Annotated in this window: 11 protein-coding genes and 1 pseudogene; 4 read left to right on the top strand and 8 right to left on the bottom strand. The window is 74.4% G+C overall.

Going from position 1 to position 14818, the window contains the following annotated elements; translation table 11 throughout:
- Together ACWD4P_RS35955 and ACWD4P_RS35960 are read right to left on the bottom strand one after the other, a co-directional pair.
- Nucleotides 1-143 (bottom strand): annotated as a pseudogene (locus ACWD4P_RS35955) (ABC transporter ATP-binding protein); the annotation flags it as partial.
- Nucleotides 144-360: 217 nt separating this feature from the next.
- The gene (locus tag ACWD4P_RS35960) at nucleotides 361-2478 is read right to left on the bottom strand and encodes a restriction endonuclease (protein WP_449782525.1); all 2118 of its coding nucleotides are present in this window, start codon (nucleotides 2476-2478) and stop codon (nucleotides 361-363) included.
- 360 nt (nucleotides 2479-2838) lie between these two features.
- On the opposite strand from ACWD4P_RS35960, the gene ACWD4P_RS35965 reads away from it, so the two are divergent.
- On the top strand, nucleotides 2839-3783 hold the full coding sequence (locus tag ACWD4P_RS35965; protein ID WP_359831460.1) for a DUF2797 domain-containing protein: 945 nt from the start codon (nucleotides 2839-2841) through the stop codon (nucleotides 3781-3783).
- Nucleotides 3784-3876: 93 nt separating this feature from the next.
- The gene (locus ACWD4P_RS35970) at nucleotides 3877-4839 is read left to right on the top strand and encodes an alpha/beta fold hydrolase (RefSeq protein WP_449782526.1); all 963 of its coding nucleotides are present in this window, start codon (nucleotides 3877-3879) and stop codon (nucleotides 4837-4839) included.
- Nucleotides 4840-4896: 57 nt separating this feature from the next.
- On the opposite strand, the gene ACWD4P_RS35975 is transcribed toward ACWD4P_RS35970, so the two are convergent.
- The 4 genes from ACWD4P_RS35975 to ACWD4P_RS35990 form a co-directional block, all read right to left on the bottom strand.
- Nucleotides 4897-5202 (bottom strand): hypothetical protein, encoded by a 306-nt coding sequence (locus ACWD4P_RS35975; RefSeq protein ID WP_449782527.1) that lies wholly within the window; start codon nucleotides 5200-5202, stop codon nucleotides 4897-4899.
- A gap of 372 nt (nucleotides 5203-5574) precedes the next feature.
- On the bottom strand, nucleotides 5575-6312 hold the full coding sequence (locus ACWD4P_RS35980; RefSeq protein ID WP_359829539.1) for a succinate dehydrogenase/fumarate reductase iron-sulfur subunit: 738 nt from the start codon (nucleotides 6310-6312) through the stop codon (nucleotides 5575-5577).
- Nucleotides 6309-8252, bottom strand: coding sequence for a fumarate reductase/succinate dehydrogenase flavoprotein subunit (locus ACWD4P_RS35985; RefSeq protein ID WP_449782528.1), 1944 nt, complete (start codon nucleotides 8250-8252; stop codon nucleotides 6309-6311). Before ACWD4P_RS35985 ends, ACWD4P_RS35980 begins: the two co-directional genes overlap by 4 nt.
- Complete coding sequence (locus ACWD4P_RS35990) at nucleotides 8249-8953, bottom strand: succinate dehydrogenase cytochrome b subunit (protein WP_449782529.1); 705 nt, start codon at nucleotides 8951-8953, stop codon at nucleotides 8249-8251. The genes ACWD4P_RS35985 and ACWD4P_RS35990 overlap by 4 nt, the downstream gene beginning before the upstream one ends.
- A 96-nt stretch (nucleotides 8954-9049) precedes the next feature.
- On the opposite strand from ACWD4P_RS35990, the gene ACWD4P_RS35995 reads away from it, so the two are divergent.
- Nucleotides 9050-9973 carry a LysR family transcriptional regulator gene (locus tag ACWD4P_RS35995; RefSeq protein WP_359829536.1) on the top strand — a complete coding sequence of 308 codons (924 nt, stop codon included), beginning with the start codon at nucleotides 9050-9052 and terminating at the stop codon, nucleotides 9971-9973.
- 40 nt (nucleotides 9974-10013) lie between these two features.
- Here the strand turns inward: ACWD4P_RS35995 and ACWD4P_RS36000 are convergent, their stop codons facing one another.
- Complete coding sequence (locus ACWD4P_RS36000; protein ID WP_359829535.1) at nucleotides 10014-10502, bottom strand: glutathione peroxidase; 489 nt, start codon at nucleotides 10500-10502, stop codon at nucleotides 10014-10016.
- 215 nt (nucleotides 10503-10717) lie between these two features.
- Nucleotides 10718-12499: a glyoxylate carboligase gene (gene gcl / locus ACWD4P_RS36005; protein ID WP_359829534.1), complete on the bottom strand. Its 1782-nt coding sequence runs from the start codon at nucleotides 12497-12499 to the stop codon at nucleotides 10718-10720.
- A 734-nt stretch (nucleotides 12500-13233) separates the two neighbouring features.
- On the opposite strand from gcl, the gene ACWD4P_RS36010 reads away from it, so the two are divergent.
- The gene (locus ACWD4P_RS36010; protein WP_449782530.1) at nucleotides 13234-14715 is read left to right on the top strand and encodes a SulP family inorganic anion transporter; all 1482 of its coding nucleotides are present in this window, start codon (nucleotides 13234-13236) and stop codon (nucleotides 14713-14715) included.
- The last annotated feature ends 103 nt before the right edge of the window (nucleotides 14716-14818 follow it).

Raw genomic sequence — 14818 nt, forward strand, 5'->3', positions numbered from 1 at the left:
GCGGTGAACTCGCCCTGGGGGAAGACCACGCTGACGTTGTCGAGGGCGACGACGCGGGTCTCCCCCTCCCCGTAGACCTTGTTCAGGCCGGTGGCCCGGGCGGCGGCCCGGCCGGTGTGGACGGCGGTTGCGGGGAACGTCACGTGTGCTCCTGGGACGGGTTAACGGAATGTTTAACTCCGTAACATCATCCCAAGCTGTTCGAATGCGATGTGTACTGCCGTGCGAGTGGTCGGCCCCCCGCCGACCCGGCGGGGTGGCGGGGGCGTTCTCCTCCTCAGGTATGACACGACCCCTGAGGGGCAGGGGCCCGGCCGTCGGTCGGTGACCGCCGGCCGGGCCCTCGGGGCGCGTCCCGGCCTACTCGACCGCCACGCCGAAGGCCGTCGCCAGCCCGGCCAGGCCGTTGGCCACCGCCCGCCCGGACGGGCTGAACTCCCAGCCGCCGGCGGCCCGGCGGAACGCCCCGAGCAGCATCGCGCTGTCCGGCACCCCGCCGGTCGGCCCCGCCCAGGCGTCCGGGCCGCCCGCGCCCGGCCCGTACGCGGCGGCGAGGGCCAGCCCGTGCACGTAGCCGAGCGGCAGCGCCGGGTGCTCCTCCTCCTCGGTGGAGACGGCGACCACCACCTCCTCGACGACGGCCGGCAGCCGGTGCAGGTCCAGGGCCAGCCGGGCCGCCCGGGTCGGCTCGCCCGGCACCGAGTGGGTCGGGTGCAGGCGCACCGCGCCGTCCGGGTCCTGCGGGCTGTTGAAGAAGACGAAGTGCTCGTCGCTCAGCACCCGGCCGCCGGCGCACAGGAAGGCGGTGACGTCCAGCTCCACCGCGTCCCCGCCGGCCGTCCGGCTCTGCCAGCTCACCGTCAGGGCGGTCTCGCGCACCTCCTCCGGGCCGTCGGCCGCCGCGGCGGCGGCTGCCGCGCCGCCGCCGAGCCGGCCGCGCAACCCCTGCTCGGCGAGCAGGGCCACCAGCTCCGGGCCGCTCACCAGGGTCAGCGGCTTGCCCTCGATGTAGCTGTACGAGCCCCGGCCGAAGCCCGCGGTGGTGACCAGGATGCCCTTGATCGCGCCGTGGTGGCGGACGGTGGACTCCAGATCGCGCACCGCCGTCGGCGGGACGGTCTTCTTGTAGCGCTTCGCCTGGATCACGATCTTGCCGCCGGTCACCGGGTCCAGGTCCTCGGCCACCACGTCCACCCCGACGTCGCCGCTGCGGGCCGTGGTCATCACCCGGAAGCCGCGCAGCCGGAACAGCTCGGCGATCAGGTCCTCGAAGTCCAGCGGGTCCATCTCGAAGAGGTCCGGTTCGTCCTCGCCGCCGTGCCCGGCCAGGCTCCCGCCGACGCTCTCCGGGCGGCGGTCCGGCCGCACCTCGTCCAGCCGCTCCGGGCGCGCCGACAGCCGGCCGCCCAGGCCCTGGAAGCAGTCCACCGGGGCCACCCGGTCCAGCGCCAGCGCGGCGAAGCCGGCCCGGGTGGCGGTCAGGGTGGAGAGGAAGCGCTCCGCCTCCCGGCCGGTCGCCGGATCGATGCCGAGGACGAAGCCGTTCAGCACCACCGAGTCCAGCAGCCCGTCCCGGTCCGCCCGGAACACCTCCGCCGCCACCCGCAGCGCCGACTGCGCCAGCACCTCCTTGTACAGCGCCTTGCGCTCCGTCGCCGGCCGGGCCACCTCCGCCTCGCGGTCGTCCGACTTCACGTACCGCACCCGCGCGGCCGCCGGCACCACGTCCGGCCCGGGCAGCTCCCAGTCCACCACCAGCTGGCGGCTCCCGGCGTCGAACGCCGCCACCAGCCGGTGCGGGAAGCCCTCCGGCCAGGCCGCCGAGGCGTACAGACCGGCCGTGAAGTACTCCTGCACCGCCTCCGGCTCGCCCGCCCGCAGCCGGCGCAGCAGCTCCTCGGTCCGGGCGGCCAGCTCCCGCTGCTGCCGGCGGGCCTGCTCGGCCCCGGCCAGGTACTCCTGGTGGTACGCGGCCAGTCGCTGCTGCCGGTCGGCCTCCCGGGCCTGCGCGGCGTACCAGTCCTGCTCGAACCGGGCCCGGGCCTGGGCCAGGTACTGCTCGTACTGCTGGCGCACACCCCGGTTGCGGGCCTGGACCGGGTCCGGCGGCGGCACGAAGTAGTGGGCGGAGGACTGGTCCGGCATCGGCACCGGCTCACCCAGCGGCCCCGGATCGAACGGCGGCACCGCCGGCGGCGCCAGCAGGGCCTGCGGCCCGAAGGCCGGCGCGGCCAGCCCGGCGGCCAGCAGCCCCCTCAACTCCTCGACCCGGGCGTCCAGTTCGGCCGTCCGCCGGGCGGCCTCCGCCTCCCGCGACTGCTGGTAGGCGCGCTGCGCCTCGCGCTCGCCACGGGCCGCCGCCTTCTGCGTCTCGCGCTGCTCCCGCTCCCGGCGGCGCTGCTCCGCCGCCTCGGCGCGCCACCGGGCCTCCTCCCGGCGCTGCTGCTGTCGCTGCGCCTCCGCCCAGATCGCCAGCACCCCGCTGCTCCGCCGCCCCGACACCGTCCGTCCACCCCATTCGCCTCGTGCCGACTGTCGGGCCCGCGGCACCGCCTCCCGGCCGCGCCGCCGACCGCGCCCGCAACAATAGAGCGTGAACGCCCCGTGCGGCCAAGTGCTCCTGAGCAGGGGGCCTTTCCGTCGTGGAGGCGGACGCGCCCGACGCGGTACCGACGGTCCTCGGGAGGCTCCGGCGGGCCGAGGGAACGGCGGCGGGCCCGGCCGGCGTTCGTCGCCGGCGGGGCCCGCGGTCGTCCGTGCCGTCGCCGATCCCACCGGCCGGGCCGCCTGTCGGTGGCACCGGGTAGGGTCGACGGCTACCGGCGGTAAGGAGAAGGCGTGACGATCCCCCCACAGCACCCGGAGCACCAGGCCCACCCGGGCGGCTGGATCTCCACCGGCCTGAGCTGGCGGGACGGCCGAGCCGTGCTCGGGGCCGCGCGCGGCGCCCAGGTGCACGAGCGGGCGGTGGCGCCGGGGGCGGAGGTCGGCTGGCTGCTGGGCGGCCCGCGCCGCTGCGTCGGGGCGTGGCTGGCCGGGGCGACGGAGCGCACGCCCTGCCCGCACCACGCGGTGATCGACCCGAACGGCGGCGCGACCCAGTGCCCGGCCTGCCAGAGCGTGGACCGCGGCCTCGCCCTCGCCCGGGACCAGATCCTCGACGACGGCCGCACCTACCTGCTCTACCTCGCCTGGTTCGGCGAGGGCCTGCTCAAGGTCGGCCTGACCGCCGAGCAGCGCGGCGACAGCCGGCTGCTCGAACAGGGCGCGCTGGCCTACGCGTTCACCGCCCGCGGCGCCCTGCCGGCGGTCCGGCGCGCCGAACTCACCGTCGCCGCCTCGGGCCTGGCCCGGGAACGGTTCAAGTCCCGGCTCAAGACCGAGCACTGGTGGTCGCACGGCGACGCCCCGCACCGCCGTGCGGTGCTCACCGAGGCCCGCGCCCGGGCGCACCGGCTGCTGGACGGCCACGCCGTGGAGCTGCTCGCCGACCGCCCGGTGGTCGACCACGTCGAGCGCTACGGCCTGGTCGGCGGCGCCCCGGAGGCCTACCGGGAGATCACCGGGCTGGCCGACGGTGCGGTCCTCGCCGGCCGGCTCCGGCCGCCGGTGGGCCGGCACCTCTTCCTGGACCAAGCCGACGGCTCCGGCCCGCTGCTGCTGGACACCCGGCAGCTCACCGGCTGGACGCTCAGCCCGGTCACCGGCCGCGGCCCCGCGGGCCTGACCCTCCAGGAGCGGCTGCGGCCGCCGGAGCCGGACACTCAGGAGGCGCTGTTCTGAGGCCGATCGGGACCGCTCCGACCAGCATGGTTGCGTAATAAAACCACGAGGCCTAGCCTCGGCCTTGCGGTTTTATGTTGCTACCACCTTGGAGTGAGCCCAACCATGATCGCCGCCCACGAGAGCTTCGACGGCACCTTCCCGTACCGGCCGCACTTCAGCACCGCCGCCGGCTTCCCCCAGCACTACGTGGACGAGGGCACCGGCCCCGTGGTGCTCTGCCTGCACGGCGAACCCACCTGGGGCTACCTCTTCCGCGACCTGGTCCGCCGCCTGGCCCCGACCCACCGGGTGGTCGTCCCCGACCACATGGGCTTCGGCAAGAGCGCCACCCCGGCCGACCGGACCTACTGGCTGCAGGACCACGTCGACAACCTGGAGGCGCTCGTCCTGGACCTCGGCCTGCGCGAACTCACCCTGGTCCTGCACGACTTCGGCGGGCCGGTCGGCATGGGCCTGGCCGCCCGCCGCCCGGAGCTGATCGCCCGGGTGGTGAGCGTCAACGGGCCCACGCCGTTCGGGCAGCCCGGCCTCGGCGCGGCGCTCGCCGCCAACGCGGCCGAGTCCCCGTGGTTCCGCTGGATCGTGAGGGCGCACGCCGAGAGCAGCCTGGAGGCCGTCCTTGGCGAGCTCGGCCACATGATCCTCGGCGTCCTGAAGCTCAACGGCTTCCAGGACAACACCCTGATCACCGATACCTGGACGGCTGCCTACGGTGCCGCCTTCCCCTCCCGCACGGAGGCCGCCGGGGCGATCGGCTGGGCGAAGGGCTTCGCCACCGGGGCGCACACCTTCGCGACCCCGGGTGCCGAGGCCCGCGCGGCGCTCGCCGCCCTGCCCGCGCTCGCCCTCTGGGGCGCGGCCGACCGCACCCTCGCCGCCCGGCACTTCCTGCCCCTGTTCGCCGAGGCGTTCCCGCGCGGCCGGGCCGTCGAACTGCCCGGCGTCGGCCACTACAGCCCCGAGGACGCCCCGGACACCGTCGCCGACCTGGTGGAGCGCTTCCTCGCCGAGACGGAGGCGGAGGTGAGGGCGGGGGCGAGGGACGCGGCGTAGGCCGACCGCCGAGCAGGGCCAGGGGCCGGCTCTCCGGCCCCGCCGACCCGCGGGCCGTCAGCCCAGCCGGCTGCGCACCACGCCGGGGCCGGACCGGGCCCGCCGGGACAGCGGCGGGCGGGACGGGCGGACGTCGGAGCGGGCCGGCTGCTCGGCCGCCTCGGCGGTCCGGCCGGCCAGCGCGGCCCGGGCGGCGGCCAGCGCCACCCGGGCGAGCAGCGGATCCTCCCGCAGGCCGGCCGCGCGCTTGGCGCTCTGGCAGGCGGTGCACCAGACCGGCGAGGCCGGCCCGTCCGGGTACACCATCTCCTCGGGCGGCAGGTAGTGCCCACCGCACTCGACGCACTCGAAGACGAACCTCATCCGACGATCACCGTCCCGGATCCGTGGCACCGACCGCAGGGCGACCAGAAGGTGTGGACGCTGGGCACCATGCTTCCTTCCTCGTCCAGTTCGACCGTTGCCTCGGTCTTCTGGGTCCCCCCGGACCCGCCGCACCCGGAACAGGACTGAACCTCGGGCATATGCCGTCCTTCCGTGGCGGAGCACCACCGTAGCGCGATTCTCCGTCAGGAAGCACCGCTCGCCGCGATCCACCACCCGTACGGGTAGCGCCGGGCCCGCCCGGAACGGGTGTCGGCCCCCCGCCTGAGCACCAGAGCGGGGGGCCGACCGTCCGAGGTTTCGAACGTCCGAGGGGCTGATCCCCCGGAGGGGCGATCGTGTGAGGAGCCGTCAGCCGCGGGCGGCCCGCAGGAACTCCCGGTTCATCGCGGCGATGCTGGGCAGCGGGATGCCCTTGGGGCAGGCGGTCGCGCACTCGCCGGTGTTGGTGCAGCCGCCGAAGCCCTCGGCGTCCATGGCCGAGACCATGTTCCGCACCCGGGCGGCCCGTTCCGGCGCGCCCTGCGGCAGCACGTTGAGGTGCACCACCTTGGCGGAGGTGAAGAGCATCGCCGAGCCGTTCGGGCAGGCCGCCACGCAGGCGCCGCAGCCGATGCACTCGGCGTGCTCGAAGGCGGTGTCGGCGACCTCCTTGGGGACGGGCGTGGCGTGCGCCTCCGGGGCGGCGCCGGTGGGGGCGGTGATGTAGCCGCCGGAGCCGATGATCCGGTCGAAGGCGGAGCGGTCCACCACCAGGTCCTTGACCACCGGGAACGCCGCCGCCCGCCACGGTTCGACGTCGATGGTGTCGCCGTCCCGGAAGTGCCGCATGTGCAGCTGGCAGGTGGTGGTGCGCTCGGGGCCGTGCGCCTGGCCGTTGATGACCATGCCGCAGGCGCCGCAGATGCCCTCGCGGCAGTCGTGGTCGAAGGCGACCGGCTGGTCGCCGCGGGTGATCAGCTCCTCGTTGAGGGTGTCCAGCATCTCCAGGAAGGACATGTCCGGGCTGATCCCGCTGACCTGGTACGTGGTCATCGAGCCGGGCGCGTCCGGGCCCGCCTGGCGCCAGATGCGCAGGGTGAGGTTCATGCGTAGCTCCGCTGGGTGGGGTGGACGTACTCGAAGTCGAGTTCCTCGCGGTGGAGGACGGGTGCCTCGCCGGTGCCGGTGAACTCCCAGGCGGCGGCGTAGGAGTACTCCTCGTCGCGGCGGGCGGCCTCGCCGTCGGGGGTCTGGCTCTCCAGGCGGAAGTGGCCGCCGCAGGACTCGGCGCGGTGCAGCGCGTCCAGGCACATCAGTTCGGCCAGTTCGAAGTAGTCGACCAGCCGGTTGGCCTTCTCCAGCGACTGGTTGAGCTCCTGCCCGGTGCCCGGCACCTTGATCCGGCGCCAGAACTCCTCGCGCAGGAGCGGGATCCGCTCCAGGGCCCGCCGCAGCCCGGCCTCGTCGCGGGCCATCCCGCACTCGTCCCAGAGCAGTTCGCCGAGCTCGCGGTGGAAGGAGTCCGGGGTGCGGTCGCCGTCCACCGCGAGGATCAGGTTGAGCCGGTCCTCGACCTCGGCCTCCACCTCGGCGAACACCGGGTGGTCGGCGGGCACGGCCGGCAGCGGGTGGCGGGCCAGGTAGTCGTTGATGGTGGGCGGCAGCACGAAGTAGCCGTCGGCGAGGCCCTGCATCAGGGCGCTGGCCCCGAGCCGGTTGGCGCCGTGGTCGGAGAAGTTGGCCTCCCCGACCGCGAACAGCCCCGGGACGGTGGTCTGCAGGTCGTAGTCGACCCAGAGCCCGCCCATCGTGTAGTGGATCGCCGGGTAGATCCGCATCGGCACCCGATACGGATCCTCGGCGGTGATCCGCTCGTACATCTCGAAGAGGTTGCCGTACTTGGCCTCGACGGCCTCCCGGCCCATCCGGCGGATCGCGTCGGCGAAGTCCAGGTAGACGCCCTGGCCGCCGGGGCCGACGCCGCGGCCCTCGTCGCAGACGTTCTTGGCGGCCCGGGAGGCGATGTCGCGCGGCACCAGGTTGCCGAAGGACGGGTAGATCCGCTCCAGGTAGTAGTCCCGTTCCTCCTCCGGGATCTGCCCGGGCGGCCGGTCGTCGCCCCGCGCCTTGGGGACCCAGATCCGGCCGTCGTTGCGCAGCGACTCGCTCATCAGGGTGAGCTTGGACTGGTGGTCGCCCGAGCGCGGGATGCAGGTCGGGTGGATCTGGGTGAAGCACGGGTTGGCGAAGTACGCGCCGCGCCGGTGCGCCCGCCAGACCGCGGTGGCGTTGGAGTTCTTGGCGTTGGTGGAGAGGTAGAACACGTTGCCGTAGCCGCCGCTGGCGAGCACCACGGCGTCCGCGGTGTAGGAGCGGATCTCGCCGGTGACGAGGTCGCGGGCGACGATGCCGCGGGCCCGGCCGTCGACGACCAGCAGGTCGAGCATCTCGGTGCGCGGGTGCAGTTCCACGTTCCCGGCCGCGATCTGCCGGGAGAGCGCCTGGTAGGCGCCGAGCAGCAGCTGCTGGCCGGTCTGGCCGCGGGCGTAGAAGGTCCGGGAGACCTGCACGCCGCCGAAGGACCGGGTGTCCAGCAGGCCGCCGTACTCGCGGGCGAAGGGAACGCCCTGGGCCACGCACTGGTCGATGATCTCCACCGACACCTGGGCCAGCCGGTGCACGTTGGACTCGCGGGCGCGGAAGTCGCCGCCCTTGACGGTGTCGTAGAACAGCCGGCGGATCGAGTCGCCGTCGTTGCGGTAGTTCTTGGCCGCGTTGATGCCGCCCTGGGCGGCGATCGAGTGGGCCCGCCGGGGGGAGTCCTGGAAGCAGAACTGGACGACGTGGTAGCCCTGTTCGGCCAGGGTGGCGCCGGCCGCGCCGCCGGCCAGTCCGGTGCCGACGACGATCACGGTGTGCTTGCGCCGGTTGGCCGGGTTGACCAGCTTGGCGTCGAACCGTCGCTGGTCCCAGCGCTGTTCGATCGGCCCCTCGGGGGCCTTGGTGTCGGCGACCGGCTCGCCGAGGGTGTAGTCCAGGTAGGTCATTTCACGACTCCGGTCATCACGGCCACGGGGACGGACAGGAAGCCGGCCGTCAGCACCAGCGCCAGGCCGTTCGCGATCAGTTTGAGCGCCCGGTCGCGGCGGGCGTTGTTGGCACCGAGGGTCTGCGCGGCGCTCCAGAACCCGTGCCGGATGTGCAGGCCGACGGCCAGCATCGCGACGACGTAGAACACGTCGACGTACCAGCGGCCGAAGGAGGCCACGATGTTCTGGTACGTCTGGGCGTGGTCGGTGCCCGGGTTCACGGTCAGCGTGGTGAGGTCGAGGATGTGCCAGACGATGAACAGCGCCAGGATCACCCCGCCCCAGCGCATGGTCCTGGTCGCGTAGCTCGCGCGGCGGCGCCGGTGGGCGTACCTGCTCGGGCGGGCCGCGAGGTCGCGGCGGCTGAGCTGGTACGCGGAGACGCCGTGCAGCACGACCGCGGCGAGCAGGCCGGCCCGGGCGATCCACAGGAACCACTCGTGGCCGAGGACGGGCCGGCCGATGGTACGCAGCCAGGCCGCGTAGCCGTTGATGTCGTCCGGGCCGAAGAACACCTTGAGGTTCCCCAGCATGTGCGCGACCAGGTAGAGCAGCATGGCCAGTCCGGTGACGGCCATGACCGCCTTCTTGCCGACGGTCGACCGCCACAGGGTCGCCAGGGTGGACGGATGCCGGGCCGTCCGAGTCGCGGTTGTCATGGCTGCAACGGTAGGGACGGCTACCAGGGTGCGTCCAAGACATGATGCGGCTCGTGACGATAGGCGGTGACTATCGATGCGGCCTATCCTGGTCCTGTGCAGCTCCAGCAACTCCGCTACTTCCTGGCCGTCGCCGAGACCCGCCACTTCACCCGGGCCGCCGAGGCGGCGCACGTCGCGCAGCCGTCCCTCTCGCAACAGATCCGTTCGCTGGAAAGGGAGTTGGGCGCCGAGCTGTTCCACCGCACCCGGGGCAACATCGCGCTCACCGACGCCGGGGACGCCCTGCTGCCGCTGGCCCGGCGCATCCTCGCGGACACCGAGAGCGCCCGGCTGGCCGTGCAGGAGACGGTGCAGCTGCGCCGCGGCAGGGTCCGGCTGGGCGCGCCGCCGAGCCTGTGCACCAGCCTGGTGCCGGACGTGCTGCGGGTCTTCCGGGACCGCTACCCGGGCGTGACGCTGGTGGTCCGCGAGGGCGGCTCGCGCGACCTGGTCGGCTGGCTGGCCGCGGGGGAGCTGGACCTCGCGCTGATCATCACCCCGCCGAGCGGCGAGCAGGCGCCCGCGCCGGCGGTCACCGAACTGCTGCACGAGGAGCTGGTGCTGGTCGCGGCCGAGCGGCGGGCCCGGCGGGGCAAGGTCCGGGTGACGGAGCTCAGGGGCCGGCCGCTGGTGATGTTCCGGGAGGGCTACGACGTCCGCGAGGCGACCCTGGCGGCCTGCCGGGCGGCCGGGTTCGAGCCCGAGTTCGCGGTGGAGGGCGGTGAGATGGACGCGGTGCTGGGCTTCGTCCGGGCCGGGATCGGGCCGGCCGTCGTCCCCGGCATGGTGGCCGCCCGCTCCGGCCTCGCGGTGACGGCCTTCGCCGGGCCGGAGCTGGGCCGCACCATCGCCCTGGCGCACGGCCACGAGGTGCCGCTCACCCGCGCGGCGGAGGCGCTCCGGGAGACCCTGCTGGCGCACCTGCGGGACGCCGCCCGGGACGGTGAACTGCCGCCGGGCACCCGGCTGTTGCTGTGACGGGGCCCGGGCGCCGGCCCGGGCCCCGTCCGTCGCGCGGTCAGGCCGGCAGGACGGCCTCGATCGCGGCGACCAGCTCCTCCGACTCCGGCTCGACGCGCGGGCGCAGCCGCGCCACCACGGTGCCGTCCGGGGAGACCAGGAACTTCTCGAAGTTCCAGGAGACGTCCCCGGCCTGGCCCTCCTCGTCGGCGACCTCGGTCAGCCGGGCGTACAGCGGGTGCCGGCCGTCCCCGTTGACGTCGATCTTCTCGAACAGCGGGAAGGTCACGCCGTAGGTGGTGGAGCAGAAGGACCGGATCTCCTCGGCGCTGCCCGGCTCCTGCCCGGCGAACTGGTTGCAGGGGAAGCCCAGGACGGTGAACCCGCGCCCGGCGAAGCGCTTCTGGAGGTTCTCCAGGCCGGTGTACTGCGGGGTCAGGCCGCACTTGGAGGCGACGTTGACGATCAGCAGCGCCTTGCCCTTGTGGTCGGCCAGCGAGGTGGCCGCGCCGTCGAGGGTGCGCAGCGGGATGTCGTACAGGCTCACGGGGGTGGTCCTTTCGGGGATTCGTCGGGCCGGGCCTCTTCCGGGGCCACGGTAGCGGCCGCGACCTGATCAACCGCGGGCGGCGTGCCGGTGTTCCGGGCGCGCGGGGGCGCGGGGGCGTGCGGAGCGGCTCGTCCGCCCCTGTGCGGCCGGTGCGCGCGCCCGGCCGCGGCGTCACCGGAGCGCGTGCCCGGCCGGGTCCCGCCCGGGGGCGTTCAGCGCGTGAGCGGCCTGATGGCCGTCGGGGCGTGCTCCGGGAGGGTGGCCAACTCCTCGAACTCGTTGACCTTGTCGATGTCGGCGGCGGCCATCGAGATGTTGGTGACCCGTTCCAGGATCGCCTCGACCACGACCGGGACGCGGAACTCGGCGGCCAGCTTCTTGGCCTCCTCGAAGGCCGGCAGCAGCCCCTCCGGCTCGGTGACCCGGATCGCCTTGCAGCCCAGGCCCTCGACGACCTTGACGTGGTCCACACCGTAGGCGCCCAGCTCCGGCGCGTTGACGTTCTCGAACTCCAGCTTGACCTGGAAGTCGATGTCGAAGGCGCGCTGCGCCTGGCGGATCAGCCCCAGGTAGGAGTTGTTCACCAGCACGTGGACGTAGGGGATGCGGTGCTGGGCGCCGACGGCCAGCTCCTCGATCATGAACTGGAAGTCGTAGTCGCCGGAGAGCGCGACGACCTGACCCCCGGGGTCGGCGGTGGCCACGCCCAGCGCGGCCGGGATCGTCCAGCCGAGCGGGCCGGCCTGGCCGCAGTTGATCCAGTGCCGCGGCCGGTAGACGTGCAGCAGTTGCGCGCCGGCGATCTGGGACAGCCCGATGGTGGTGACGTAGCGGGTCTGCGGCCCGAAGGCCCGGTTCATCTCCTCGTACACGCGCTGCGGCTTGAGCGGCACGTCGTCGAAGTGGGTGCGGCGCTGGAGGCGGGCCCTGCGCTCCTGGACGGAGGCGGCCCAGGCGCCGCGGTCCCTGAGCGTGCCGGCGTCCCGCAGCTCGCGGGCGGCCTCGACGAACAGCTCCAGCGCGGCCCCGGCGTCGGAGGCGATGCCGAGGTCCGGGGCGAAGATCCGGCCGAGCTGGGTGGGCTCGATGTCGACGTGGACGAAGGTGCGGCCCGCGGTGTAGACATCGAGTCCGCCGGTGTGGCGGTTGGCCCAGCGGTTGCCGATGCCGAGGACGAAGTCGGAGGCGAGGAAGGTCTCGTTGCCGTAGCGGTGCGAGGTCTGCAGTCCGACCATGCCGGCGTTCAGCTCGTGGTCGTCCGGGACGGTGCCCCAGCCCATCAGGGTCGGGACCACGGGGACGCCGGTGAGCTCGGCGAACTCCAGCAGCAGGTCGGCGGCGTCGGCGTTGACCACCCCGCCGCCCGCCACGATCAGGGGGCGCTCGGAGCGCTGGAGCAGTGCGAGGGCCTTCTCGATCTGGGCGCGGTTGGCGGCCGGCTTGTGGACCGGCAGCGGCTGGTAGAGCTCCGGGTCGAAGTCGATCTCGGTCAGCTGGACGTCGATCGGCAGGTCGATCAGGACCGGACCGGGGCGGCCGGAGCGCATCAGGTGGAAGGCCTGCTGGAACACGCCGGGGACCTGCGCGGCCTCCAGCACGGTGGTCGCGGCCTTGGTGACGGGCCGGGCGATCGAGGCGATGTCGACGGCCTGGAAGTCCTCCTTGTGCAGCCGGGCGACGGGGGCCTGGCCGGTGACGCAGAGGATCGGGACGGAGTCGGCGATCGCCGAGTACAGGCCGGTGATCATGTCGGTGCCGGCCGGACCGGAGGTGCCGACGCAGACCCCGATGTTGCCGGCCCTGGCGCGGGTGTAGCCCTCGGCCATGTGGGAGGCGCCCTCGACGTGCCGGGCCAGGGTGTGCCGGATCCCGCCGGAGGCCTTGAGCGCGGCGTAGAACGGGTTGATGGCCGCGCCCGGCACGCCGAACGCGACCTCGACGCCTTCGAGCTTGAGGATCTCCACGGCCGCGCGGGCGGCTGTCATACGGGGCATCGGATCTCTCCTGCGTCGGCCCGCAGTGGCTCGGAGGGCTCAACTCCTGAATTCCACAATACGGAAGATGGTTTCCTTTATGTGGAATACGGTAGGGCGGGGTCCGTCGGGGCGTCAAGGGGACTTCAACAGAATGTGGAAGCCGGGCGGAGGCGTCCCCGGAGTGCCGATTCGTACGCCAGAACGGCCACCGGCCCGGTGTTCCCGAGGAAGCGGACGCTCCGCGCCGGAAAGCGCAGCCGGTGTGCAGTGCCGGTGAAGGGACGGTGTCACCGGTGGGCCCGCCCCGCAGGGCTGGGTACCGTCGGTGGCACGCCGGGCCCGTGACGTCCAACTGAGGCCGCGGCAAGGGGGGTTGGGGAGCGCCGGTCGAGCGGGGGAACTCCGCCGGTGGCCCCGTCCAGGACCAGCGCGCCCGGTCCGCCGCACCCGAGCGAGGGACGCACCCCCTGGCCGCACCGACCCGACACCCGCCGCCGCGCACGGTCCGACCGGACCCGCGGCCGTACCGCTGTCGCCGCCCCTCCGCGGTCTTCCCCCGTCCTCCTGCTCCCCGCCCTTGCAACGGCGCGCCCGCTGCGGCGGGCGCGTGGAAGGAACGCTCCCATGCGCTGCTGCACCCCTGTCCGGTCCCTGGCGGTGACCGGGTGAACCCGCCGCCCCACCGGAGCGACAGCCCGCCGGGCCGGCTCCGCAAGCACGGCCCACCGGGCCGTCCCCGCACCCCCGCCGTCCTGCGCGGCATCCCCTGGCGCCACGACCTGCCGGCCTCGCTGGTGGTGTTCCTGGTCGCACTCCCGCTGTGCGTCGGGGTGGCCGTGGCCTCCGGCGTCCCGGCCGAACTCGGGCTGGTGACCGGCATCGTCGGCGGCCTGGTGGCCGGCCTGCTGCCCGGCAGCAGCCTCCAGGTCAGCGGGCCCGCCGCCGGCCTGACCGTCCTGGTCGCCGACGCCGTCCAGCGCTTCGGCGTCGGCGCGCTCGGCCTGCTGGTGCTCGGCACCGGCCTGCTCCAGCTGGCGATGGGCGCCCTGCGGCTCGGCCGCTGGTTCCGGGCGATGTCCGCCTCCGTGGTGCACGGCATGCTGGCCGGCATCGGACTGACCCTGGTGTTCGGCCAGCTCTACGCGCTCGCCGACCGCCGCGCCCCCGCCACCGGACCGGAGAAGATCGCCGGACTGCCCGCCCTGCTGGGCGACGTGCTGACCGCGGCGGCCGCCCCGGGCGCGGTCGCCCTCGGCCTCGGCACCCTGCTGGTCCTGGTCGGCTGGAAGTACCTGCCGCAGCGGGCCGCCCGCGCCGTCCCCGCCCCGCTGGCCGCCGTCGGCCTGGCCGCGGCCGTCACCGCGGCCGCCGACCTCCCGGTGGCCCGGGTCCGGGTGGCGGGGTTGCTCGACGTGGTACACCTGCCCGACGGCGACGCGCTCACCGCCCTGGCCGGGCCCGCCGGGCTCGGCACGGTCGTCGCCTTCACCCTGATCGCCTCCGCCGAGACGCTGTTCAGCGCCGCCGCCGTCGACCGGATGCACCACGGTCCGCGCACCGACTACGACCGCGAACTCACCGCCCAGGGCGTGGGCAACACCGTCTGCGGGCTGCTCGGCGCGCTGCCGATGACCGCGGTGATCGTGCGCAGCGCGACCAACGTCCAGGCCGGTGCGCGCACCAAGGCCTCGCGGGTGCTGCACGGCGGCTGGCTGCTGCTGTTCACGGCGCTGCTGCCCGGCGCGCTCGGGTTCGTCCCGCTCACCGCGCTGGCCGCCGTGCTGGTGCACGCGGGCGCCAAGCTGGTGCCGGTGCGCCGGATCGTCGCGCTCTGCCGGGAGCACCTGGGCGAGGCCCTGGTGCTGGTGGTGACGGCGGCCGCGATCATCACCACCGACCTGTTCGAGGGAGTGCTGATCGGCGTCGGCCTGGCGGTGGCCAAGTCGGCCTGGCAGACCTCGCACCTGCAGATCGCGGTGGAGGAACGGGAGCGGCCGGACGGGCAGCCGGTGCACCGGGTGCGGCTGAGCGGCAACGCCACCTTCCTGCGGCTGCCCCGGCTGCTGGACACCCTGGAGAAGCTGCCGGAGGACCGGCCGGTGGAACTGGACTGGTCCGGGCTGCGCCACCTGGACCACGCCTGCACGGTGGCGCTGGTCTCCTGGGCCGACCAGCACCGGGCCCGCGCCAGCGCGCCGCTGGCGGTCGAACCGCCGCTGCCCGGCGCGGTCTGACGCCCGCTCGGGCCCGAGGGCTAGCCTGGTCGCCGGGGGGGGGGGGCGCGGCCCCGCGGCCCCCGGCCGGGGCCGGCGGGGGGCGCCGGCGCGGGGGGTGGGA

Source organism: Kitasatospora sp. NPDC002543 (assembly GCF_053594915.1).